The sequence below is a fragment of the Lacticaseibacillus casei DSM 20011 = JCM 1134 = ATCC 393 genome, assembly GCF_000829055.1.
In the GTDB taxonomy this organism is placed as follows: Bacteria; Bacillota; Bacilli; order Lactobacillales; family Lactobacillaceae; genus Lacticaseibacillus; species Lacticaseibacillus casei.
The window spans coordinates 284,534-306,283 of sequence record NZ_AP012544.1 but is presented as its reverse complement, the minus strand read 5'-3'; the positions used below and the strand labels follow the sequence as shown (position 1 = coordinate 306,283).

Annotated in this window: 16 protein-coding genes and 5 pseudogenes; 6 read left to right on the top strand and 15 right to left on the bottom strand. The window is 46.9% G+C overall.

Annotation, left to right across the window (positions count from 1 at the left end):
* Positions 1–63 precede the first annotated feature (63 nt).
* Positions 64–1,026, top strand: a complete 963-nt coding sequence (locus tag LBCZ_RS01415; protein ID WP_025013086.1) for a zinc-binding dehydrogenase — start codon at positions 64–66, stop codon at positions 1,024–1,026.
* Complete coding sequence (locus tag LBCZ_RS01410; RefSeq protein WP_025013087.1) at positions 1,023–1,631, top strand: short chain dehydrogenase; 609 nt, start codon at positions 1,023–1,025, stop codon at positions 1,629–1,631. Before LBCZ_RS01415 ends, LBCZ_RS01410 begins: the two co-directional genes overlap by 4 nt.
* Before the next feature lie 88 nt (positions 1,632–1,719).
* Here LBCZ_RS01410 and LBCZ_RS01405 read toward each other — a convergent pair whose 3' ends face one another.
* The 4 genes from LBCZ_RS01405 to LBCZ_RS01390 form a co-directional block, all read right to left on the bottom strand.
* A complete protein-coding gene (locus LBCZ_RS01405) occupies positions 1,720–2,004 on the bottom strand; it encodes a hypothetical protein (RefSeq protein WP_025013088.1) in 285 nt (94 codons plus the stop codon).
* A gap of 207 nt (positions 2,005–2,211) precedes the next feature.
* The gene (locus tag LBCZ_RS01400) at positions 2,212–2,331 is read right to left on the bottom strand and encodes a putative holin-like toxin (RefSeq protein WP_025013089.1); all 120 of its coding nucleotides are present in this window, start codon (positions 2,329–2,331) and stop codon (positions 2,212–2,214) included.
* Between the two features lie 236 nt (positions 2,332–2,567).
* Entirely contained in the window at positions 2,568–3,233 is a 666-nt protein-coding gene (locus LBCZ_RS01395; protein ID WP_025013090.1) for a Fic family protein, read from the bottom strand.
* A 315-nt stretch (positions 3,234–3,548) separates the two neighbouring features.
* On the bottom strand, positions 3,549–4,601 hold the full coding sequence (locus tag LBCZ_RS01390) for an IS30 family transposase (RefSeq protein WP_039639765.1): 1,053 nt from the start codon (positions 4,599–4,601) through the stop codon (positions 3,549–3,551).
* Between the two features lie 431 nt (positions 4,602–5,032).
* Between LBCZ_RS01390 and LBCZ_RS01385 the strand changes: the two genes are divergently transcribed.
* Positions 5,033–6,742 carry an ABC transporter ATP-binding protein gene (locus LBCZ_RS01385; protein WP_039639637.1) on the top strand — a complete coding sequence of 570 codons (1,710 nt, stop codon included), beginning with the start codon at positions 5,033–5,035 and terminating at the stop codon, positions 6,740–6,742.
* A gap of 118 nt (positions 6,743–6,860) precedes the next feature.
* Positions 6,861–8,542 (top strand): annotated as a pseudogene (locus LBCZ_RS01380) (ABC transporter ATP-binding protein).
* Between the two features lie 122 nt (positions 8,543–8,664).
* On the opposite strand, the pseudogene LBCZ_RS01375 reads toward LBCZ_RS01380, so the two are convergent.
* Positions 8,665–10,257: pseudogene (locus LBCZ_RS01375) on the bottom strand (ATP-binding cassette domain-containing protein).
* Between the two features lie 127 nt (positions 10,258–10,384).
* Between LBCZ_RS01375 and LBCZ_RS01370 the strand changes: the two are divergent.
* Positions 10,385–11,251 carry a helix-turn-helix domain-containing protein gene (locus LBCZ_RS01370; RefSeq protein ID WP_032959055.1) on the top strand — a complete coding sequence of 289 codons (867 nt, stop codon included), beginning with the start codon at positions 10,385–10,387 and terminating at the stop codon, positions 11,249–11,251.
* 134 nt (positions 11,252–11,385) lie between these two features.
* Here the strand turns inward: LBCZ_RS01370 and LBCZ_RS01365 are convergent, their stop codons facing one another.
* From LBCZ_RS01365 to LBCZ_RS01325, 10 genes and pseudogenes are all read right to left on the bottom strand, one after another.
* A complete protein-coding gene (locus LBCZ_RS01365) occupies positions 11,386–11,709 on the bottom strand; it encodes a hypothetical protein (RefSeq protein WP_025013723.1) in 324 nt (107 codons plus the stop codon).
* Between the two features lie 254 nt (positions 11,710–11,963).
* Positions 11,964–13,655 (bottom strand): annotated as a pseudogene (locus tag LBCZ_RS01360) (glycoside hydrolase family 13 protein).
* Complete coding sequence (locus tag LBCZ_RS01355; protein WP_025013722.1) at positions 13,648–14,064, bottom strand: PTS sugar transporter subunit IIA; 417 nt, start codon at positions 14,062–14,064, stop codon at positions 13,648–13,650. The pseudogene LBCZ_RS01360 and the gene LBCZ_RS01355 overlap by 8 nt, the downstream one beginning before the upstream one ends.
* Before the next feature lie 89 nt (positions 14,065–14,153).
* On the bottom strand, positions 14,154–16,403 hold the full coding sequence (locus LBCZ_RS01350; RefSeq protein WP_039639639.1) for a glycoside hydrolase family 31 protein: 2,250 nt from the start codon (positions 16,401–16,403) through the stop codon (positions 14,154–14,156).
* A gap of 34 nt (positions 16,404–16,437) precedes the next feature.
* Positions 16,438–16,536 (bottom strand): annotated as a pseudogene (locus LBCZ_RS15390) (PTS system mannose/fructose/sorbose family transporter subunit IID); the annotation flags it as partial.
* An 85-nt stretch (positions 16,537–16,621) separates the two neighbouring features.
* Positions 16,622–17,674, bottom strand: a complete 1,053-nt coding sequence (locus tag LBCZ_RS01345) for an IS30 family transposase (RefSeq protein WP_010620018.1) — start codon at positions 17,672–17,674, stop codon at positions 16,622–16,624.
* Positions 17,675–17,744: 70 nt separating this feature from the next.
* Positions 17,745–18,533: pseudogene (locus LBCZ_RS01340) on the bottom strand (PTS system mannose/fructose/sorbose family transporter subunit IID).
* The gene (locus tag LBCZ_RS01335) at positions 18,526–19,332 is read right to left on the bottom strand and encodes a PTS mannose/fructose/sorbose/N-acetylgalactosamine transporter subunit IIC (protein ID WP_025013590.1); all 807 of its coding nucleotides are present in this window, start codon (positions 19,330–19,332) and stop codon (positions 18,526–18,528) included. The pseudogene LBCZ_RS01340 and the gene LBCZ_RS01335 overlap by 8 nt, the downstream one beginning before the upstream one ends.
* 271 nt (positions 19,333–19,603) lie before the next feature.
* Complete coding sequence (locus LBCZ_RS01330) at positions 19,604–20,095, bottom strand: PTS sugar transporter subunit IIB (RefSeq protein ID WP_025013591.1); 492 nt, start codon at positions 20,093–20,095, stop codon at positions 19,604–19,606.
* A gap of 52 nt (positions 20,096–20,147) precedes the next feature.
* Entirely contained in the window at positions 20,148–21,155 is a 1,008-nt protein-coding gene (locus LBCZ_RS01325; RefSeq protein ID WP_039639644.1) for a LacI family DNA-binding transcriptional regulator, read from the bottom strand.
* 243 nt (positions 21,156–21,398) lie between these two features.
* On the opposite strand from LBCZ_RS01325, the gene LBCZ_RS01320 reads away from it, so the two are divergent.
* Positions 21,399–21,668: a type II toxin-antitoxin system RelE/ParE family toxin gene (locus tag LBCZ_RS01320; protein ID WP_025013592.1), complete on the top strand. Its 270-nt coding sequence runs from the start codon at positions 21,399–21,401 to the stop codon at positions 21,666–21,668.
* The last annotated feature ends 82 nt before the right edge of the window (positions 21,669–21,750 follow it).

The window sequence follows — 21,750 nt, the reverse complement described above, 5'->3', positions numbered from 1 at the left end:
TTGAAGACACATCGCCAAGATTCACTGATCTCCGAACACCATGGATTGAGAGGGTAAACTCAAATGAAAGCATTGTTCTTCAAAACGTTTGGTGACGCGAATGTATTGCAGTATGGGACGCTGCCAGACCCGCAAGTTGGCCCAGAGGATCTTTTGGTTCAAACCCACTATATCGGTCTAAACTTTGCTGATATTTATCGGCGGCGCGGAACCTATCACCTCGAGCCACACACACCATTCATCGATGGATATGAAGGCCTCGGTCAGATTGTTGCCATTGGATCCGACGTCACGACGTTTACACTCGGCGAGCGGGTTTTATTTGTTGACGTCCCATTCGCGAATGCCTCTTTGGTCCGCGTTCCGCGCGATCACGCTATTCGTGTTCCTTCAGCAATTGATGATAAAACCGCAGCAAGCATTGGATTGCAAGGACTGACGGCCGACTTTTTGGCGCACGACTTGGCCCGAAATCATGCAGGCAATCGTGTATTGATTCACGGTATTAGCGGTGGTGTCGGCCAATTGTTGGCCCAAATGTTGATTGCCGATGGCGTCCAAGTAGCAGGCGTGACCTCTACTTTGGCGAAGAAAGAGATTGCCTTGAAGTTAGGCGCATCAACGGTTTTCCTTCGACACTCGGATTGGGCTGAACGTGAACGCGGCCATTTTGACACGGTGTTCGACGGGGTCGGCGTTACGCTGCCGCTAAGTTTTGACCTGATCCGACACCGTGGCAGCGTTGTTTTTTACGGCATGGCAGGCGGACTCCCACCCAAAATTGACGCTGTTAACTTGTTGAATCAATCAAAAAGTCTGCTTACTGGCGATTTGTGGGATTATCTCACAAGCTTCAAAGCCCGCCAGATTCGTAGCACCAGGCTGTTTCACTATGTTTTAGACGGTGCGATTAAAGTACAGCCGCCAACTATCTTAACGTTAGCTGATGGCCGAAAAGCCCATGAGTTGCTTGAATCAGGCAAAAGCGCGGGCAAAATTTTATTAGAAAGCGGGTCGTTTTCATGAAGAAAGTCGTTGTGATTGGTGCGTTCGGGACAATCGGGTCACAAGTAGCGCAATTATTGCGAAAGTATGGGTATGACGTCATCACTGCTAGTCGGCATCAAGGTGATGTAAGAGTTGATATTGCCGATCTGTCAAGTATTGAGGCTATGTTTGCCAAGATTGGCAGCATTGATGCAATCGTCAATGTGGCGGGCGCGGTCAAGGTGATGCCATTGGACACGATGACACCGGCGGATAATATGGTTGCGGTGACTAGCAAACTTCTCGGTCAAATCAATCTTGTATTGGTCGGCCAACACCATCTCAATGACAACGGCAGCATCACCTTAACCACCGGCGTTACCAAAGACGATCCGATTGCAGGTGGTGCATCAGGCGCGATGGCAAATGGTGGCGTAGCAGCATTCGTCAAATCAGCCGCGATCGATTTGAAGCGCGGTTTACGAATCAATTGTGTGAGCCCGACGATCGTAGAAGAATCTTACGACCAACTCAAGGATTCGTATGCTGGTTTTATCCCCATCCCGGCAAAACTCGCAGCGACAGGTTATTTGAAAAGTGTTCAGGGAAAACAAACAGGACAGGAATATCGGATTTATCGTTAACAACATCAAGCGTACCTGAGTTCAAGAAACAAGGCACAACTAGAAATGGCAATTTCTGCTGGTGTCGGTACATTTTTTATTGTGTCTGCTATTCCCGGAGTCTTCTGAGTGCTTCCTTCAACTCGTCAATGGCATCCCGCAATTCTACGAAAGACTTGATCAAATGACGTCCGGTGATAAGCAAATAAGTGCGGTCTGCTACCATCATCAGTATTATCGTCACCCCCATGACGACCATTAGTGCCAGATATGATTGCAATGTTCCGATACGGCTGCCATTACGATGAACTCGATACGTCAAAAAGACAAGAATTAAAAACAGTAATCCGGTTGAAAAAATGCCTGTGATCACCCTAAGCGTTTTTTGTTTCAAGTGTCCTACCTCCGTTTGAATGTCAGTATGATCTTAAAATGTTATATCCCATTAGTTAGTGTTGCTAGCCGAAACTCCTCCATGTTACAATACAAATACAAAGAGAGCACCAGTTCCACCTGATGCTCTCCCTGCAGCAGAGCCGATTAAGACGGCTGGCATTGGGTTGACAATCAAAAAAAGACCGTCAGATTCCTCGCCAGAAATCTAGTGACGGTCTTTTTGATTGCCGATGATTGCTACAACGATGCCAACCACAGTGCCAATGAGCAGCAGCACAAAGCTGCCAAACGTTAGCATGAGGTTGATCGCGTCTACATCAGACAAACAGGCGTCTCCTTTCACTTAGAGCTTGTGTATCCCCCCATAGGCGACCACTTCCCTTGTAATTGGATTTGCCAACTGTCATTAAACTTCTCTGCTATATTTTTATACCATACTTGAACGCCAAACGCTAGAGCCGCAAAGGTTACGGGCGTTTTTTATTTTCCGTCAAGCGAACAAGCCTTTAAGCAAGAATCAGAATTGGCATACTGCATTGTCATTTAAAGTCCAAGCTACGTTCAAGACTCGTTGATACCGAATACAGCGTGATCATACAGCCATTGCTTGATGACTTGAATGCGACCGGTCTTATAATATTTAGCCAACTGTGATAAATACCAATGCATCTTCTTTTCCGGCACTGCCAGTAATCCGACATTTGCTTGATACATCAACGCATTGGCCACAACAATACGCTTGTTGCTATCGGTAAAAACCTGTAACCGTGAAAGTGTCAGCATTAACGTGATGGCTTTGTCCGTCACGCTTGTTTCCGAATGTAAAATGGCGTTGACCGTTTGAACAACATTACTTTCAATCGGAATCGGTGGCACATAGTCCTCATTGGTTAAGCCGACGACCACCGATTTTGTCCTAATCTGACCGGCATCAGGTTCGCCAGCGCCTTGAACAATTAAATTAATCTGCTTGATTGTGTCAGTATCAATTTCTGCCACATTGTGTAAGCGCATGACAAATTGATAGGCGGCTTTTAAATTAAGCACTGTCTGAACATCCTCTGGCTTCACACCGTCGACGGTCAGATTTTCCACGATTGCTTTGACTTGCGATAAAGAAGCACCCACGTTTTCGTACTTCCCGGCAAGATAAATCATTGACACCAAGTTCTTTTCAAACAGCAGTTGTTCATCTCTAGGAAACAAGCGGTACTTATCTTCAAACATTGATGGTTCCCCTTCTAACGGACACTTGGTTTCTAGTGCAAAAGCTCCTCGCACACTGGGCTTTTGCAATGGCAGTGCATTGTTCGAGTATATCATGCTGGGCGGTTTTCCTTTTAAATCATTTGAATTCATTGGTGGCGTTGTCATTGCTAGCAAAAAGTCCTCCGTGTTAAAATAATTTTTGCTAGGAACACTACTAGCACTGGGTTAACAATCAAAAAAGACCGTTCGTAAATTGCAAGAACAAGTTAGCCAGTCGTTGAGGACAATCCCAGAACAGGCCGTTATCAAATAGAAGTTGTGGCGCTAGAGAGACTACTGGGCCATGCGGCGAACGCGCCGAGCTTCGGCCTCAAAGTTTTGCTGGGGTGTGCAGTAGCCCTGTTGTTTGCGAGGCAACTGATTCAAGCGGTCTTGCGTGGCCTGCACTTGACTAGGGCTAATGTCATCTAGGGACATGCCCTTAGGGAAGTCCTGGCGGATCATCCGGTTATGTGCCTCGTTGGTGCCACGGTCGCAGGACGTGTAAGGATGGGCGTAGAAGATCTCAGTTTCCGTCCCAGCAAAAGCAGTATTTAAGGCGGTGAACTCGGGTCCGTTGTCGGCTGTGATGGTCTTGATGCAAGCTCCCCATTCGCGCTTGATTCCACGCAATGCATAGCTCACAGAGTCTGCATCTCGTCCTTCGATCAAGCGGAGAAGTTGGCAACGGGTCTTGCGCTCAATCAGAGTCAAGATGACGCTCTCCTTGCCATTGCGTTTACCGACAATGGTATCCATCTCCCAGTGACCGAACTGCCTGCATCGTTCAACGACCTTAGGCCGTTCCTCGATACTGCGGCCAGCCAGGCGCTTAGCCTTGGTGTGGTGCTGGTGAGAGGTCTTCCGCTTAGTCTTCTCCAACAGGTCGATATTTCGAATCTCTAGGCGTTGGTCGTCAATGTACTGGTACAAAGTCGAGGCACAAACAAGCTCTTCAGGAGTAAACAGCTTGTGTCGCTTGGCATAGCCGATTGAAGCATCCGGCGACCATTTGTCCTGCTTAGCTCGCTGTACGTACCAGGCTAAGAAGACCTGTACGCTGGCGAACTTGTCAGGACGATGGCAGCTCAAGCGTGCAGTCTCGTAACGTGCCTGAGCAGCCTCTGGCAGGTATTGTCGATGGTAGACGCGCTTGCCATTACTCTTCTTGACCTGATCTACTGTACCTCGCTTGATTTCATTATTAATGGTCTGCGGGCAGACGCCAATTTCAGCAGCAATCCAACGATTGGACTTCCCAGCTTGGCGGAATCCGGCCACTTTTCCGCGCTCGAGTGATGTTAAGTGCTGACCTTTTTGGCGGTGTGTGCTATCCTGTTTCTGCATCAAGACAATATCCTCTTCCATTGTTTGTGTAGGAACTTCAATGATACAGGATATCTGTTCTTGATGTTTTTTATTGTCCAAAAAATTTTGAGACAGTGGCTAACTTGATTCTAAAATGCGCGAAAAAAGACCGTTAGACTTCCGTGCCAGAAATCTAGTAACGGTCTTTTTGATTGCCGATGATAGCAACAACGATGCCAATATTGTGCATTTGTTTTAAAGGCTCTAGAATTCCAAATCACTTGGAACTCTAGAGCTTTTATTTGCTTCCAAGCCGTTCAACCTGATCTTTCCCAATACCGCCCAAAACCATATCCAACGCCCATCCACACCCCCCAACCCCCTCATCAACCCACTTAACAAGCCAATCACATGCAACTTTTCCATTCCCGCCGTAGAATGGCTTCATAAGTAAAACGGAGGCAACTAACATGCTGAAAATCTTGTTCGATCACATGCATGGCTGGGCGCGAGTTAGCTTTTTTCTGGCGCCGATCGCCATTATGGGTGAAGCCTTGCTGGATCTGCAGCAGCCAACTTTGATGGCTAGGATCGTGGATGTCGGCTTGGCGCGCAAGGATATGACCTATGTCTGGCAGACCGCGATCCTCATGGCGGTCATTGCCGTAGCGGCGTTTGCGCTCGGCGCCATTTGTAATGCCTTTTCATCATACGCGGCGCTGAAAATGGGGCAGAATCTGCGTAGCCACATGCTGGCCATTGCGTTAGCCGATCGCGATCCGCAAGCGTTGAAGCCGGAAACCTTAATCACCCGAATTACCAACGACGTGACGCAAATGCAGACCATGGTCAGCATGCTCACCCGTGGCTTGATCCGCTCGCCGATGTTACTGTTCGGCGGGATTGTCATGTCCATGATCGTGTCGCCGCGACTTTCATGGATTGTCCTGATCGCCTTGCCGATTCTGGCGATTTATATTTACGTTGTCGTTCGCCGCTCCTTGCCGCTTTATACCGCGATGCAAGGACAAGTGGACGTGATGAACCGCATCATGAGTGAAAATCTGACTGGGGCCAAAACGATCAAAGCCTATGTTCTGGAAGACCACCAACGCACTCAGTTCAACACCGAAAATCATAATCTGCAGCAAATCAGCCAGCGCGCCGTACTCGCGACGGTTACCTTGGCGCCGCTGATTATGTTGGTTTTGAACCTCGCTGTGGTCGCCGCCTTGGCCTATGGTGGCAATCTTGCAATCAGTGGCAGTATGACAACCGGCGAAATCATGGCATTTGTGAACTACATGATTCAAATCACCACCGCCATGACCAACACCGTCAACCTTATCACCACCTTCTCGCGAGCCGTTACTTCCAGTGCGCGGGTCAGTGCCGTTTTGGCCGAAGAAGCCGGCACCGAAGCCACTGGGACGCTGGCTGCCCCGACCGACAGCACCATTGCGTTTAACCACGTCACCTTTGGCTTTTCCAAAAGTCGGCCGATTCTCGATGACATCAACCTCACTGTTCCCAGCGGTCAGTGGCTTGGCATTATTGGCTCAACCGGTTCCGGTAAAACCACGCTCATCGAATTGCTGACGCGACTTTACGAGCACTATCAAGACAGCATCACTATCGGCGGCACCGATATTCAGCAAATCAGTCTAGCATCCCTGCATAAAAAGATCACCGTTGCCTTGCAAAATTCGTTGCTTTTCTCCGGCACTGTCGAGCGCAATCTGGATTATGGTGCCCCGCAAGCCACACCAGCACAACTGGCCAGCGGCGTTGCCATCGCTAGTGCCACGGAATTCATCGGGACGGATTACACCGCGCCAGTCGAAGAAGCCGGCAAGAATTTTTCCGGCGGCCAACGCCAGCGCCTGAATCTGGCCAGCGCGATCATCCCCGACCCGGATATTCTGGTCATGGACGATGCCACCAGTGCGGTCGATCAGGAAACCAACACCGCCATTCAAGACGCGCTAGTCAAAAATCGCCGCAACCGGTCGACTATTATCATTTCCCAACGTGTGCCGAACATCATGGACTGTGACCAGATCATCGTCATGCAAAACGTTCGCATCACTGCCCGCGGCACCCACGATGAGCTCGTCAAAAGTTCGCCATTTTACGCGCAACTTGTTCAAACCCAGTTAGGTGGTGAGTACCTTGATTAATATCGGTGGACGGCGCGGCCCGCGCAACCTGCATCCGGAAAAAGTAACCTTAGTGAACTGGAAACAAACCGTGCGCCGGATTTAGGGCTACCTCAATGCGGATCGCAGTAAATTACTCATTGTTTTTGGTTTAACCCTCTTCACAACCCTAGCCACCATCATCGGTAACCGCGTCAATGGTATTGTGGTCGACCAATTTATCACCAAGGGTCGACTACGCGAACTGTTGATCGTCAGTGGTTTACTGGCTGGCATGTATTTTCTAAGCAGTGTTTTCACGTATTTTCAGACCAGCATCACCACCAAGGTCGCACAACGCACCAGTGCCGCCATTCGCCATGATTTATTTGCTAAAATGCAACGCCTCCCGATGCGCTATTTTGACACCCATGACAATGGCGATATTATGAGTCGATTGACCAACGATGTCGATAATATCAACACGGCGCTAATGCAGACGTTCGTGCAGCTTTACACCGGGATTATCAGTGTCGTTGGAATGGGTATTGCGATGCTGCTGCTCAGTCCTTTGTTGACGGGATTTGTCGTCCTGGCCTCGGTTGCGACGTTCTTCTATTCACGGGCAGCCGCGCGGATTACCCAGCGGGCGTCGTGCAACAGGAAGCACTCGGCAGTCTCAACACGCAAATTGAAGAAAATGTTGCCGGCAAGCAGCTGGTGCAACTTTTCGATCACCAGCGAGACACACTTGACCGCTTCAATGAAACCAACGCCCGCTACACGGCCGCGGCGTATCGGGCACAACTTTTTTCTGGCGTCATCGGCCCGTTCAACAACATGACCAATAACTTCGCCTACCTGCTGATCACATTTGCCGGCGCACTTGCGATTCTGCGTGGCGGCACAAGCATCACAGTCGGCGTCATCTTCACTTTTCTCATTTATCTGCGCAATTTCACCGGCCCCATCAATAACATCCTCAACCTGATCAACACCCTGCAACTGTCGCTGGCCTCCGCCGAACGGGTTTTCCGGGTCGTGGACGCCGAGCCGGAAAAAGACTTGCCAAACGCACTGACGCTGACCCACACAGCCGGCAATGTGCAGTTCGATCACGTTTCGTTTGCCTATGACGGTAAAACCGAAGTCCTCCACGACATCAGTTTCACCGCACACCAAGGCGAAGTGGTCGCCATCGTCGGGCCAACCGGGGCTGGCAAAACCACGATCATGAACCTGCTCACGAATCTCTATCCACTCACTAGCGGCAGCATCACCCTCGACGGCCACAACGTCACTGACCTCACCCGCGCTAGCCTGCGCCGCCTGGTGACTGTCGTGCAGCAGGAATCGTTTCTTTTCACCGCCACCATCCGCGAAAACATTCGGATGGGCCGTCCCGAAGCCACCGACGCGGAAGTCGAAACCGCTGCACAAGCCGCCAATGCCGATACCTTTATTCGGCAACTACCAGACGGCTACAACACCATGCTCAGCGAAAACGCCAGCCGCCTATCACAAAGCCAGCGCCAACTCCTCAGCATCGCCCGCGCCTTTGTGGCCCAAGCGCCGGTTCTGGTTCTCGATGAAGCTACCGCCTCCATCGACTCCAACACCGAAACCGACGTCCAGCGCGCCATGAACCGCCTCATGCAGCAGTGCACCAGCTTCGTCATCGCCCACCGCCTCTCCACCATTCGCCACGCCAGCAAAATCCTCGTCATCAACCAAGGCCGGCTCATTGAATCCGGCACGCATGAACAGTTACTGGCCGCTGGTGGCTTTTACGCGAAACTGTACAACAGTCCGCTGGCGGATATGGATAAGTTGAAGCGGTGAGAAGTTAGTTTCATTCCACTCAAAATGGCTTTTTGATCTTGGGAGGACTAGGGATTTCCTTAGCCTCCTTTTATTTTGCCTGCTTACTGTTCCCTAAAAGATAAAAGTCTATCAGTATCCTTCTATGCGCCTAAATCAATTACTTGATCGTACGCACCCCTTAGCTCATGATCGAGATGGTGACTCACTTCAATCAGTGTCATATCAGGGTCCTTCAAGAATTCCTCAGTGACGAGCTTAGCTGTTTTAGCATCTAACGCAGACGTCCCTTCATCAACAAATGCAATTGGTTTTGGTGCATAGAAGAATCTCGCCAAAGCCAGACGTTGCTTCTGACCACCTGATAAATTCTGACCATTTTCTTGAATGATCTGGCCCGGGAACTTAACAAAATCTACTTTTGCCTTTGAAAAAGCTTCTTGTAAACGGTGCTTAGACTGCGACTGGTTTTCCCACAGCGAAGTATTGTTTGCCACTGAATCATTAAATAAATAAACGTTTTGATCAACGTACTGCGAAACCTTGGTTAACTCCGCCATACTCATTGTTCGCAAGTCCTTGTTGTCGATATAAACATGTCCCGTATAATCGGTAATCTGTCCGTCCAGAATTTTCAGCAAGGTACTTTTGCCCACACCACTGCGGCCAATAATCGCATACTTACCACCGCGCTCGAACGTGAGATTCAAGTGGTTGAGAATCTTTTTCCCGCCAATCGCGTAGCTAAGATCAACAACCTTTAGAGCATGGCGAAAGACAGGTGCTTGTGTATTTTTGTTAGATGGTAACGCCTTTGAAACGCCGGCACTAACCTTATCAAATAAGGGATAAGTCGCCTTAATTTGCACGGTGTCATTGCTTAGGCTCGACAGTGAGTTAAAAATGCTGGCGGCAATACTGCCGGTTGAACTAATAGCCCCAAGCGGAATGGCACCAAGAATCGCAAGGATACTGGTCATAATATCGACCATCACCTGACAGAAAATACTCAACGCTGCGATCAAATTCGAAACGCGCGCATTGGTCTTCGTATAAGCCACCTTGACCGCGGCGTATTTTTTTGCGGCAGACTTAATCAAGTCATGAAGCTTGCCTAATTTATTAGCATTAAACAAAACATCGAAGCCATTAAGCACGTTGGTCACTTGATTTGAAAAGGCTGCGTTACCCTTCGACATTGTTTTTGTTGCTGAGGTCATAGGCCGACTTAGCCGTGAGGGCACTCTAAGCATCAACACCTACAAAAGGAGGATCGCCGGGATAAATAGCAGGTGATATGCAGCAAGTGCAATGGTTGAGAAGACAACGGTTGTCCCATCGGAAAGCAACGTGAAGAACTTCTTAATCGCATTATTCTCAATGTTGCCCACATCATTGACATATTCGGAAAGATACTCACCGGTCGTTTTGTTGTGGTACTGCGCGTATGAACTGCCAACAATTTTTCGCGAGATGGTGTCCCGGATGTCCACCATAATCCGTTGAGTCAGCTTCTCTTGAAAAACCACCTGAAAATAATTGCTGATCAGAAAGGCTCCCCAAACCGAGAAATTAATCGCCGACCACACCAACAAAGCGCGCATATCTCTAGAAAAGATCGCATTCGTTGTGAAGGTTAAAAGAACCGAAGTACCCGTGTATAAAAGAACGTTCACCACAATCCAAACAACGTTGATAACTGTGCGTCCACGTTCGTGTTTTAAACAAGTTTTCATGTTAGTTCCTCTTTTCATATGCTTCAACGCATCTGCATCTTCTATCGTTTATTGATACTTCACACGATAGCCGCTAAAATGACTGATAACCGATACGTTTAAAATATGAAACAAGGAGCGGTTCATCATCGAAAATTTTGGGGCAACATTAAAATACTTACGAGAATCGCGCGGTATCACCCTTAGCTCTTTGGCCGATGACGTTGTGTCCAAAGGCATGATCTCAAAATTCGAAAACGGGACATCCGATCTATCAACAACACGATTTTTCCATTTGCTTAAAAAGCTTTATGTCACGCCATTCGAATTCACGGTCGTCATGAATCACTTTGAGCCTTTATACGACAACAAGTTCGCGACAAATTTAACGCAATCTGCACTAAACAATGACTTTGGGGGCCTTAAGCGCTTGGCAGATAGTGAATATGCGCGTTGGCAAAACTCGCATTCAATTTTTGACCAACTGAACTGGATCATGGCCGAATGCGTTCGCGCAGAGGCAGAAAAGAAACCCTTGTCTGATAAAGTCCACTTAAATGTGCTCACCAACTACTTATTTCAGTGTGAAGATTGGGGCAACTTTGAATTGGTTCTCTACGGCAATACCATGACTCAACTGCCGATCGAAACTATCACGGTCTTTTCGCAAACCCTGTTAGATAAATGTTCCATCTACATTGGCCTCACCAGCGTTTACGAGACCTGCATCAATGTGTTGCTGAATACGATCGCGTTACTCATCCGCCATGGGAAAACCCAGCATGCTCTAAAAACGTTGGCAATTCTTGAACAAAAGAAGCTGCCAGAACCCTTCCTCTTGGAACGTGTGTTGCTAAACTACTACAAGGGAATATTACTGACTCAAACGGGCAAGCGAACAGAAGGTGCCCAGTTGATTGATAGTTCCCTGCAAGCTTTAAAAGCGGGTGACTGCGTGGAATTTGTTAACTCGTTAAAAAAAGATCTGGCGGAGCTTGGTCTGTATCATATTTGAAACGAAAAAGCGTTTTTGTTTAAGCAAACTGATCCCATACTATTTCTTAAACTACGCAAGCGGCACCACTTCATGAATCGACATGAGGTGGTGCCGCTTGTGTTTTTGTTTATATGTTTCCAGATACCTTGCAACTACAGGGGCCCACTGATGCCTGGAAAGCTAATGAAAAACTTCTTAGCAATCTCCTGCGCCGCTTCCTCCATATCAAAAAGCGCATCGCGTTGCTCAGTCGTGATCTGATAGTGATGATCTAACATTTGGTCCCTAATAAAAATGCTGACCGGATGCACTTCGGGTTCAATGTTGGCTCCTTGTATCCTTTTCTTGGCCAACCGATCGACAACCTGCTTGATTTTGACAACAATTTCTTGGGATATCTCGTCCGCTTGCGGCTCGAAAAGGTGTTGAAGCTTCAGCATCTTAGCAATGAGCGCTTGTTTTTCGTCAACTGCCATTAAGCATCACCCTTCATCTACACCTCGTAGACATTGCTTCTAACTTAAAATTTTGAAATCAGAGCAGCAATTTTGGTAACGGTTACATCGCTGCTTTGATGGCTTTATCTTAGTAGCGGTCAACGTATTTTGCAAATAGATTATCTTGTGAATCATATTGAAAGATGCACCCGATATAAGGTCAGACGATTCATCAAATACCCCTTCTCAACTTTCACTTAAGTACCGGCTTCTTCAAATGAGTGTTACCACTATCACGATTGCTTTAATTTATAAACCACAGTTCCAAAGGGAGGCAACGTTAAAGTGCTACCAAGTTGTTTCGAAAAATTTGCATTACAGATTAAAATAGTTGCTGCTTGCTGTTGGAGCGACTCTGGAGTTTGCCACTTCTGAGTTTTTGCGGAGAAATTACCAGCAACTAATAAGGTTTCCTTTTCACCTTTACGTAAATAAACGAAAAGATTCGGATCTTCTGGGTCTAAAAGCTCAAAAACTCCGGTTGTGACCAAGGGCTCTTCGTGACGCAGCTTGATCAGCTGTTGATAATAATGATAAACGCCATCACTGTCAGCAAGATCCTTGGCTACATTAATTTCCTGATGATCAGGATTCAATTTCAGCCATGGCTTACCGGTCGTGAAGCCACCTTGCTCACTTGGATCCCATGGCATCGGCGTCCGCGCATTATCTCGCGAATGTAAATAAATCGCCCGCATTGCCTCCTGCTCACTCTCATGATGCAATTGTGTGAGCTCTTTAAATATATTCTTGGTTTCAAGATCGTTTTAATCACTCAACTGTTTAAAATGAACATTCTTTAAACCGAGTTCTTCGCCTTCAAAGATATAGGGCGTTCCCTGAAGCATGTGCAAAACCGTTCCTAGCATCTTGGCTGACCGAACCCGATACTGGCCCTCATCGCCAAATCGTGTAACCGGTCTGGGCTGATCATGGTTACTCCAATAAAGACTGTTCCATCCGTTAACCTGCGCCAATGTTGTTTGCCAACGTGCAAGAACTTCCTTCAAATCAGTTAATCTAAATCGATTAGTTGAAAACTTGCCATACTGACCATAATCAAGATGCATGTGATCAAAGTGAAAAACCATATCCAATTCGTGTCGATCTGCTGCGGTGTATAGTTGCGCCTGCTTGGCGGTTGTATGCGGTGTTTCGCCTACTGTCATAATATCTTTTGATGAAAGCACTCGCTTGTGCATTTCCTGTAAATACTCGTGCACTTTGGGCCCATTTGCCGCTCCGGCATAGTAGCTCCCATATGCTTTGCCTTGAATCAAAGGACCATCAAGATACGCTGGATCTTTGGAGATAAGTGAAATGACATCCATTCGGAAACCGTCTACACCCTTGTCCAGCCAAAATTGCATCAAGTCATAGACTTCTTGACGAACACGCGGATTTTCCCAGTTAAGATCTGGTTGCTGTTTGGCAAAAAGATGCAAGTAATATTCGCCCAGATCCTTTTCATATGTCCAAGCAGAACCGCCAAAGCTTGAACCCCAATTATTAGGTTCATGTCCGTCCACAGGCTTTTTCCAAATATAAAAGTCATGATGCGAATCATTTTTTGACGATTTGGCAGCCTGGAACCACGGATGTAAGTCAGAAGTGTGATTGACAACCAAATCTAAAATGATTTTCAGATGGCGTGTATGAGCTGCCTTCAAAAGTCGTTCAAAATCACCCATGGTTCCCAACTGCGGTTCAATAGCTCGATAATTTGAAATATCATAGCCATTATCAATTTGGGGCGATTGATAGATTGGATTCAGCCAAAGCACATCCACACCAAGATCTGCCAAGTAATCCAACTTAGCAGTGATGCCATTCAGGTCGCCAATGCCATCACCATTACTGTCATTAAAACTTTTTGGATAGACTTGATACACAACGCTCTTTTTCCACCAAGGCACCTTATTCATCATCGTCATCTGCCTCGACTTGGAGCGTATTGACATTCACGATCGCATTCTTTGCCTCCTGAATCAGGTCATTAATTTGGTCGTCACTCACGTACTCATTTGTCGGCGCCATTGCGATGCCAAGTGCTAATGGCAAGTTCATACCGCTAATAATATGTGTATGCGGGCGCGTTCGATATTTAAAAAATTTTTGATTAACGCTGCCAGCCATCATGTCAGTTAATACAATCACATCGCGATCAGCGGGAAAAGATGCCATCAAAGCATCGACTTGATTTTCAACCGGTTGATTGTCTAAATATGCTGCCATCGACACGATATCTTGACCGCCGCCGCTAATAAAATTAAGCGTATCTTTCAAACCTTCTGCAAGTCGATGGTGCGATGCTAACACAATTGTGCGTTCCATTGTCTTTTCCTCCTTGTTGTCTCTTCAATCAGTCGTTTTTAATGCTTGAAAGACACCCTCTGATCAACTAAACCAGCGTATTTTTGAATTCAAGCGTGATCATTTAAAAGTATCTCTAAGAGCGCATCACTCAGGTTCTTGGGAGCAAGACTCGTCACGGTTAGGGCCGTCTTAATAGTTGGCATATTCTGAATGCTTTGCCATAACTGCTTCTTTAAGTCGAAATCCACTTTGGCTTGCTGAAGAACCGTAAAAATCTGCGCCATTTTTTCTGTCTCGTGATTTTGCGACTTCATAGCAAGACTCATCTCTTGGTTATGATGTCCATTAACTGGCTTAATCTTTTCAGCAGATCCAACTATGTCGAGTTGATATGTCCGATTAGCAGGAATCACACCATTTGGATCAGACACTTTAATCGCAAATATTTTGGCCTGCGGATCCCATGTAAACTTGGTTTGTGCTTCTCCCGATGACGTTTGTTCTCGCAACACATAAGCGTGGCGCTCACCCGGGAAAAGCTTGATCGTCATCGCATTTGGCAAAGTATCTGTCGATGCCATGGGATCGAGGGCCAACGGAATAATCCCACCTGAACGCACCAAAACCGGATAATGTGAAGCCTCACGATGAAACTTCACGATTGCCGGGCCATGATACATCTGGTGCGTAAAGAAATCTGTCCAGTCTCCTGCAGGCACATAACCAGTTGCACTTGCTAATCCAGTCTCTTGATCACTAGGCGATGTAATCGGCACAACAAGCATCTCGGAGCCAAAAAAGTACTCATTCTTAAACTGGTATGCCTCTTTAACTTCTGAATCGCGATAGTAAATCGGTTCGATCAAGGCTTGTCCCTGTTGATGCGTTAAAATATCGGCCGTGAATAGATAAGGAACCAATTGTGCACGTAATCGCATAAATTGAGTCATGATTTCGGCAGTAACCTCGTCATAATTCCATGGCTCTTTGCCCATAAAAGGATTGTCCGAACTATGGAGTCGCATGATTGGACTAAATACACCAAACTGCAGCCATCTTAATGAAAGTTCCGGATCATAGTGTCCGTGCATATGCCCGCCAATATCATGGCTCCACCATGTATACCCAATATTCGTAGCTGTTGCAGTGAAATAAGGTTGAAATTTCAAAGATTGCCAACTAGCTACGGTATCCCCTGAGAACCCAATCGGATAACGATGACTTCCGGGGTCGGCATATCTGGAAAGGATCAGTGCTTGATTGCCCTTTTCCCGTTGCTGATCCTCAAAGTGCAACACATTCAGCGCCCACAATGGATCAATTTGTTTTTGTGACCGCGCCGCTCCTTGCTGCCAATCCAGCCACCAAAAATCAACACCTTCCCGTTCAAGCGGATGATGCACTAAATCAAAGTAAGCTCGCACAAAATTCCGATTATTTAAATCAAATAGCACTGGCTGCTTTGAGGCCGGATCGATTCCAACTGCTTTGGCGACCTGCTCATATTTCGCTTCAGATGGGCGAATCCCCGCCGCCGGATGAACGTTTAGAGTCACGTGCTTGCCTTGTTCATGCAGAGTTTGCAAAAATTTGGCAGGTTCTGGAAACAGCTTTTTATTCCAAGTATAGCCAGTCCAACCGCTTCCATACTGAGCCGGTATATCGGTGACATGCCAATTCATATCCAAGACTGCAACGGAAATCGGCACACCGGCTTTTTTGAAATGCGCCATCAAATCAAGGTAACTTTTTTGGGTATACGGATAAAACCGACTCCACCAGTTGCCTAGTGCAAAACGTGGTACTAAAGGTGGAAAGCCAGTCAATCGGTAGTAATCACGTAATGCTGCGCGATAGTCATGGCCATAAGCAAACCCATAGAGATCAATCTCTGAGACTGAACGTTGGCTAACTGTATCCCCAGACTGCAACATACTTAGGGAGTCATCTAAAATCGCAAAGCCACTCCGCGACATGATTCCCGGCTTAAGTGGAATGGCACCATCAGCACCGTCTAACGTCCGGGCAGTTCCAAGTAAATTCTTAGGATCGTCATCTCCGTAATGCCAGCGGGGATAATGTGTCTGGTAATTATATTTTGTGTCAATGAATAAGTTCTCGCCACTGAATTCGCCGCCTCGATAATAAAGATGGAAGGAGTCCGTTTCAATTTGAACCACAAAACCATCCTTATTATGTTCGACCCGAAACTCCGGCTGACCTAGATCACGATTCGTGACAGTCTGCGTTGTTGCATCTTCGAACTTACCTTCAGGTTGATACTCCATGCGAATCATTTTGTTAGTCAGAACCGTAAAACGAAAATGATCACCTTTGATTTGATTCTTTTGACTCAAAATATCAGCCCTTCTTTTAATTGTCGTATCTCATCTATTTGGTTGGCTGCACCCCTAAGATGCCGAAGAATGAGCCTACCAAAGCTATTGCCAAAATCAAAATAATCACGCGATTTGGCGTCCATTTTTTTGCGTAAATTGCAAGAACAAGTTAGCCAGTCGTTGAGGACAATCCCAGAACAGGCCGTTATCAAATAGAAGTTGTGGCGCTAGAGAGACTACTGGGCCATGCGGCGAACGCGCCGAGCTTCGGCCTCAAAGTTTTGCTGGGGTGTGCAGTAGCCCTGTTGTTTGCGAGGCAACTGATTCAAGCGGTCTTGCGTGGCCTGCACTTGACTAGGGCTAATGTCATCTAGGGACATGCCCTTAGGGAAGTCCTGGCGGATCATCCGGTTATGTGCCTCGTTGGTGCCACGGTCGCAGGACGTGTAAGGATGGGCGTAGAAGATCTCAGTTTCCGTCCCAGCAAAAGCAGTATTTAAGGCGGTGAACTCGGGTCCGTTGTCGGCTGTGATGGTCTTGATGCAAGCTCCCCATTCGCGCTTGATTCCACGCAATGCATAGCTCACAGAGTCTGCATCTCGTCCTTCGATCAAGCGGAGAAGTTGGCAACGGGTCTTGCGCTCAATCAGAGTCAAGATGACGCTCTCCTTGCCATTGCGTTTACCGACAATGGTATCCATCTCCCAGTGACCGAACTGCCTGCGTCGTTCAACGACCTTAGGCCGTTCCTCGATACTGCGGCCAGCCAGGCGCTTAGCCTTGGTGTGGTGCTGGTGAGAGGTCTTCCGCTTAGTCTTCTCCAACAGGTCGATATTTCGAATCTCTAGGCGTTGGTCGTCAATGTACTGGTACAAAGTCGAGGCACAAACAAGCTCTTCAGGAGTAAACAGCTTGTGTCGCTTGGCATAGCCGATTGAAGCATCCGGCGACCATTTGTCCTGCTTAGCTCGCTGTACGTACCAGGCTAAGAAGACCTGTACGCTGGCGAACTTGTCAGGACGATGGCAGCTCAAGCGTGCAGTCTCGTAACGTGCCTGAGCAGCCTCTGGCAGGTATTGTCGATGGTAGACGCGCTTGCCATTACTCTTCTTGACCTGATCTACTGTACCTCGCTTGATTTCATTATTAATGGTCTGCGGGCAGACGCCAATTTCAGCAGCAATCCAACGATTGGACTTCCCAGCTTGGCGGAATCCGGCCACTTTTCCGCGCTCGAGTGATGTTAAGTGCTGACCTTTTTGGCGGTGTGTGCTATCCTGTTTCTGCATCAAGACAATATCCTCTTCCATTGTTTGTGTAGGAACTTCAATGATACAGGATATCTGTTCTTGATGTTTTTTATTGTCCAAAAAATTTTGAGACAGTGGCTAACTTGATTCTAAAATGCGCGGTCCATTTTTTTGATCCAAGCAATTTATAAACCATCCATGCAACTAACGCCGGCAAAAGTGCAGGCATGATCTTATCGAGAATCCCGGTCTGCATGGCTAGCTTTACTTTGCCAAACTGGAATTGAAGTGGCGTATAGACCTTTACAACCGTTGCGATCAAAGTCCCGACAACAGTAATTCCCATAACCGAAGCTGCTTCGGTAAAGGCACTGAGTTGATTAGCCATTGTTGTGACCAACTTAACACCGGAATCATAGCCAATATCAAACAATTTAATTCGGGCCCAGAACAACAGGATATCAACCAAAATCCAAATAATAGCCCCTAGTGGATTCCCTTGAAGTGCCATGTAACCAGCAATAGATCCCATAATAGTTGGCAACAGAATCCAGATGATCGTATCGCCAACACCGGCAAACGGGCCCATCAAAGAAGTCTTTAATGCTTGAACGGCATCTTTTGACTTAATGCCGTCCCTTTCCTCCATGGCTAGTGTCGCGCCTAAAATCATCCCCGCCATGGCAGTGGTGGTATTGAAATATTTAAAATGATTATCTAATGCAGCTACATAATCATCGTCATTAGGTTAAATTTTCCGTAAGACTTTGGAAAAAGCCCAGACAACTGATGGCCCTTGTTGCGTCTCGTAGTTAAAATTGTTAACGCCCATCGCCATGTAACGAAGGATCGCACTATGACGTTCTTTCTTCGTCAATTTCGGTTGTACATCACTCATCGTAGTCGTCTCCTTCATCGTCATCCGCGGCATCGGCACCGTTTACAGCAGCAACCTCTTTTTTCTTAGAAGCGTTAATCAGATTCTGATAGGTGTAAATGCCAAGCGCCAGACCAATAATGGCAACACCAAGAATCGGCACTTTCAAGTAAGCTGACATAACAAACCCAATCATGAGTACCCAAATGTATTTCTTCAGCGGCATATAGTGCATTAACATGCCAATACCTACGACCGGTAACATACTGCCGGCGATCGTCAGGCCATTGGTGAGCCACTTAGGAATGATCTTTAGCAAAGCACTGATGGCAGATGGGCCGACTGTGACAATAAGAATCATGGGAATAAAGTTCTTAAGGCCAAAGAACAACGGTCCAAGCCAGTTGATCATTCGCATTTTGCTGAACTCTTTTGCATGTGCATAAGCTTGAGCCTTGTGTGCAATAAAGTTGTTGATAATTTTAATCACAACGTCCAATTGAATCGTTAGCAGTCCTACAGGTAAGCCGACTGCCACAGCGGTGCCCAATCCGGCTCCAGTTCGGGCAGAAAGATAAATCCCGACAATTGTCGCCAACCCGTAATCGGGAACCGAAGCACCGCCTAAGCCCGCCACACCTAGACTCATGAGTTGAAATGTGCCGGCAATCGCCATTGCTGTTGGTAGGTCGCCCATGATCAGTCCAGCGAATAGTCCGACCGTGACCGGCCAATAGTTCATAATGGTAATGCCTTGGTTGTCCAACGTAGCATATGATGCCAATAAAATAATTAAGATATCTTGCAAAATATGAGGCATGATATTTCCTCCTGAGCGCGAGCCAGCGCGGGTAGAAGCCGGAGTGTAAGTGGCCTGGGGCGTGATGGCGGTCTTTGCCATTGCGACCAAGGTCCTTACATGCAGGCTTCTGCGCTGGTGAGCGCGTTATGATGAACATAAACACGTTTAGATAGAAACCAACTCGGCTAGCTAGGGCGATGATGCCTGACCCAAGCTACTTTAATTTCTGATCTCAAAAACGCATTATTCTGTGGGTTCTCCGCAAATTATTTGTCCGCTTGATCAAGGACTACTGAATGGTTTTCCCTTCAAGCGCTCTATCAAATGGCACCGGGGCATCTGCCGGGACATAACGAATGTTCACTGGGACACCACGTTTCTCCAACTCCTTAAAATCAGCCACTTCTTGTTGGTTGACTGAAACGAATTTGCTGATTTGCGTCCGCCCATCTTCCGCAAAGATAATGCCAATGTCGACGCGTGGAATCTCAATGCCCGCATCCAGCAACTTCAGCATCGTGCTAGGCTCCTTTGCAATGACAAATACACGCTGCGCATCATACTTACCCGCTTTAAAGTTGGTCAAAGCTTTTTCAGTATTGATGATCGACATGCCTGTGCCCGCCGGCTTACTTAATCGCATGCTGGCCTTGACGTTTTCATCTTGACTGACAACATCGTCAATGACCATATATCGTTTTGGTTGAACCTCTGCCGCCCATTGATTGACAACGATACCATGAACTAAACGCTGATCTACTCTGGATAATACAACTGTCATAAGAAACTACCTCCACTTTTTTTGGTATTGATACCAATTTTGACTAAAATTTTTAGGCTGACTGTCTAACCACAACAGAAAGCGGCAAAACAACTCGCTTATTCGAAATCGATTTACCCTCTAGCTCGTTTGCCACCACATTTGCAATTTGATCGCCAATCTCATGAACCGGTTGATGAATGGTTGTTAGTGGGCGGGCCACAACTTGACTCAGCGGTTGATCATCAAAGCCCATGACGGCAAGGTCTTCCGGCACCTTTAAGCCCATAACCTGCGCCTCGGCAATGATACCGGCTGCTACTTGATCAGAACCGGCAATCACCGCATCAGGCTGCTGCTTCATAGCCATCAATCGCTGCAAAACATTTTGCCCATCTGCAATCGTGTTGATATCAGTGAATTGCCATTCAACAGAAGGCTCCAAATCAAACTCACGCAAAGCTCGCAAATAACCGCGATAACGATCACTGTTGAGATCCTCAGCCTCCGCTTCATAGCGAATAGCTTTTTGCCCTGTGCAGAAAGCTAGGTTGCGGTAACCTTGATTGAGCAAATATTTGGTGCCAGCATACATGCCACTTTCTTGGTCAGCGTGCACCATCAATGTGTCATCATCAGCAACATACTCATTGCAAACAGCAATGATGCCATATTGCCGATACTGCTTAATCAAATCCCAGTCATTTTCAATTGCGCACATGATCACGGCGTCGACTTGGTTTGTTTTCAGGAAATCCAAGGCATTCCGTTCATGACTTTTTTGACCAAAAGTTTGCACGATAACGGTTTTGTATGAACGCTCATCTGCTGTTCGTTCAATTGCCGCCACCAATTCAGAAAAAAATGGGTTTGTAATATAAGGTACCGTCACCGCAATCGTCTGCGATCCAGAGCCGCGCATTTGTCGCGCGGCCTGTAGAGGTTGATATCCTAGTTTTTTCATCGCATCTGCTACAAGCGCGGCTTTTCGTGGTGAAACATGAGGCCGATGATTAATAATCCGTGAAACTGTTGATACTGAGACACCTGCTAATTTTGCAACCTCTGAAATCGTTGCCATTTGTCACCGCCCCCATTCGACCCTTATTTACACAACTAATATAGCGCTTTCAATATAAATGTCAACAATTTTTGGTATCGATTTCAAAAAAGGCAATTTAATCACCAAAGAACTAAATTTGAAATTCTGTCTCTAATTCAAAACTAGTTTGAAACCTAGCGTAAAAATAAGGCATTGAATTAAAGAATGTTCAGCCTATCTTTTTAGCGTTACGCTTAAGAAAACGAAGGAGCCTTCTCACAAATGCCCACACACCAGATCATCGAACAATCGCGCTTCAAAAAACATCTCAAGCACCTACTTCAGGCCGGTCGATTTACGCAAGCGGACTATCAACAAGTATTGGACTACTTGCGTGCAGGGCAACCGCTGCCGGAAAAGTATGACGATCATGTTATTAAGAAACGCAAAACCGATCGTGCGTTGTTTATTAAGGGTAACTGGCTGTTGATCTATCGGCTTGAGGCTGATGTTGTCCGCCTGCTAGATGTTGGCCGGCATGGGGAGGTTTAGAATTCTGACTTATCGAAAGCCTTGTCGATGGACATCATGCAATTTTGGCGTTGCCTCCCCTTTTCCACATTGTTGCCGCCCG

What these genes read in the sequence shown, in the direction of transcription:
- LBCZ_RS01410 (WP_025013087.1), top strand. Translation starts at nt 1,023, where the DNA reads ATGAAGAAAGTCGTTGTGATTGGTGCGTTCGGGACAATCGGGTCACAA.
- LBCZ_RS01390 (WP_039639765.1), bottom strand. Translation starts at nt 4,601, where the DNA reads ATGCAGAAACAGGATAGCACACACCGCCAAAAAGGTCAGCACTTAACA.
- LBCZ_RS01345 (WP_010620018.1), bottom strand. Translation starts at nt 17,674, where the DNA reads ATGCAGAAACAGGATAGCACACACCGCCAAAAAGGTCAGCACTTAACA.
- LBCZ_RS01395 (WP_025013090.1), bottom strand. Translation starts at nt 3,233, where the DNA reads ATGTTTGAAGATAAGTACCGCTTGTTTCCTAGAGATGAACAACTGCTG.
- LBCZ_RS01365 (WP_025013723.1), bottom strand. Translation starts at nt 11,709, where the DNA reads ATGGCAGTTGACGAAAAACAAGCGCTCATTGCTAAGATGCTGAAGCTT.
- LBCZ_RS01320 (WP_025013592.1), top strand. Translation starts at nt 21,399, where the DNA reads ATGCCCACACACCAGATCATCGAACAATCGCGCTTCAAAAAACATCTC.
- LBCZ_RS01325 (WP_039639644.1), bottom strand. Translation starts at nt 21,155, where the DNA reads ATGGCAACGATTTCAGAGGTTGCAAAATTAGCAGGTGTCTCAGTATCA.
- LBCZ_RS01335 (WP_025013590.1), bottom strand. Translation starts at nt 19,332, where the DNA reads ATGCCTCATATTTTGCAAGATATCTTAATTATTTTATTGGCATCATAT.
- LBCZ_RS01415 (WP_025013086.1), top strand. Translation starts at nt 64, where the DNA reads ATGAAAGCATTGTTCTTCAAAACGTTTGGTGACGCGAATGTATTGCAG.
- LBCZ_RS01330 (WP_025013591.1), bottom strand. Translation starts at nt 20,095, where the DNA reads ATGACAGTTGTATTATCCAGAGTAGATCAGCGTTTAGTTCATGGTATC.
- LBCZ_RS01355 (WP_025013722.1), bottom strand. Translation starts at nt 14,064, where the DNA reads ATGGAACGCACAATTGTGTTAGCATCGCACCATCGACTTGCAGAAGGT.
- LBCZ_RS01385 (WP_039639637.1), top strand. Translation starts at nt 5,033, where the DNA reads ATGCTGAAAATCTTGTTCGATCACATGCATGGCTGGGCGCGAGTTAGC.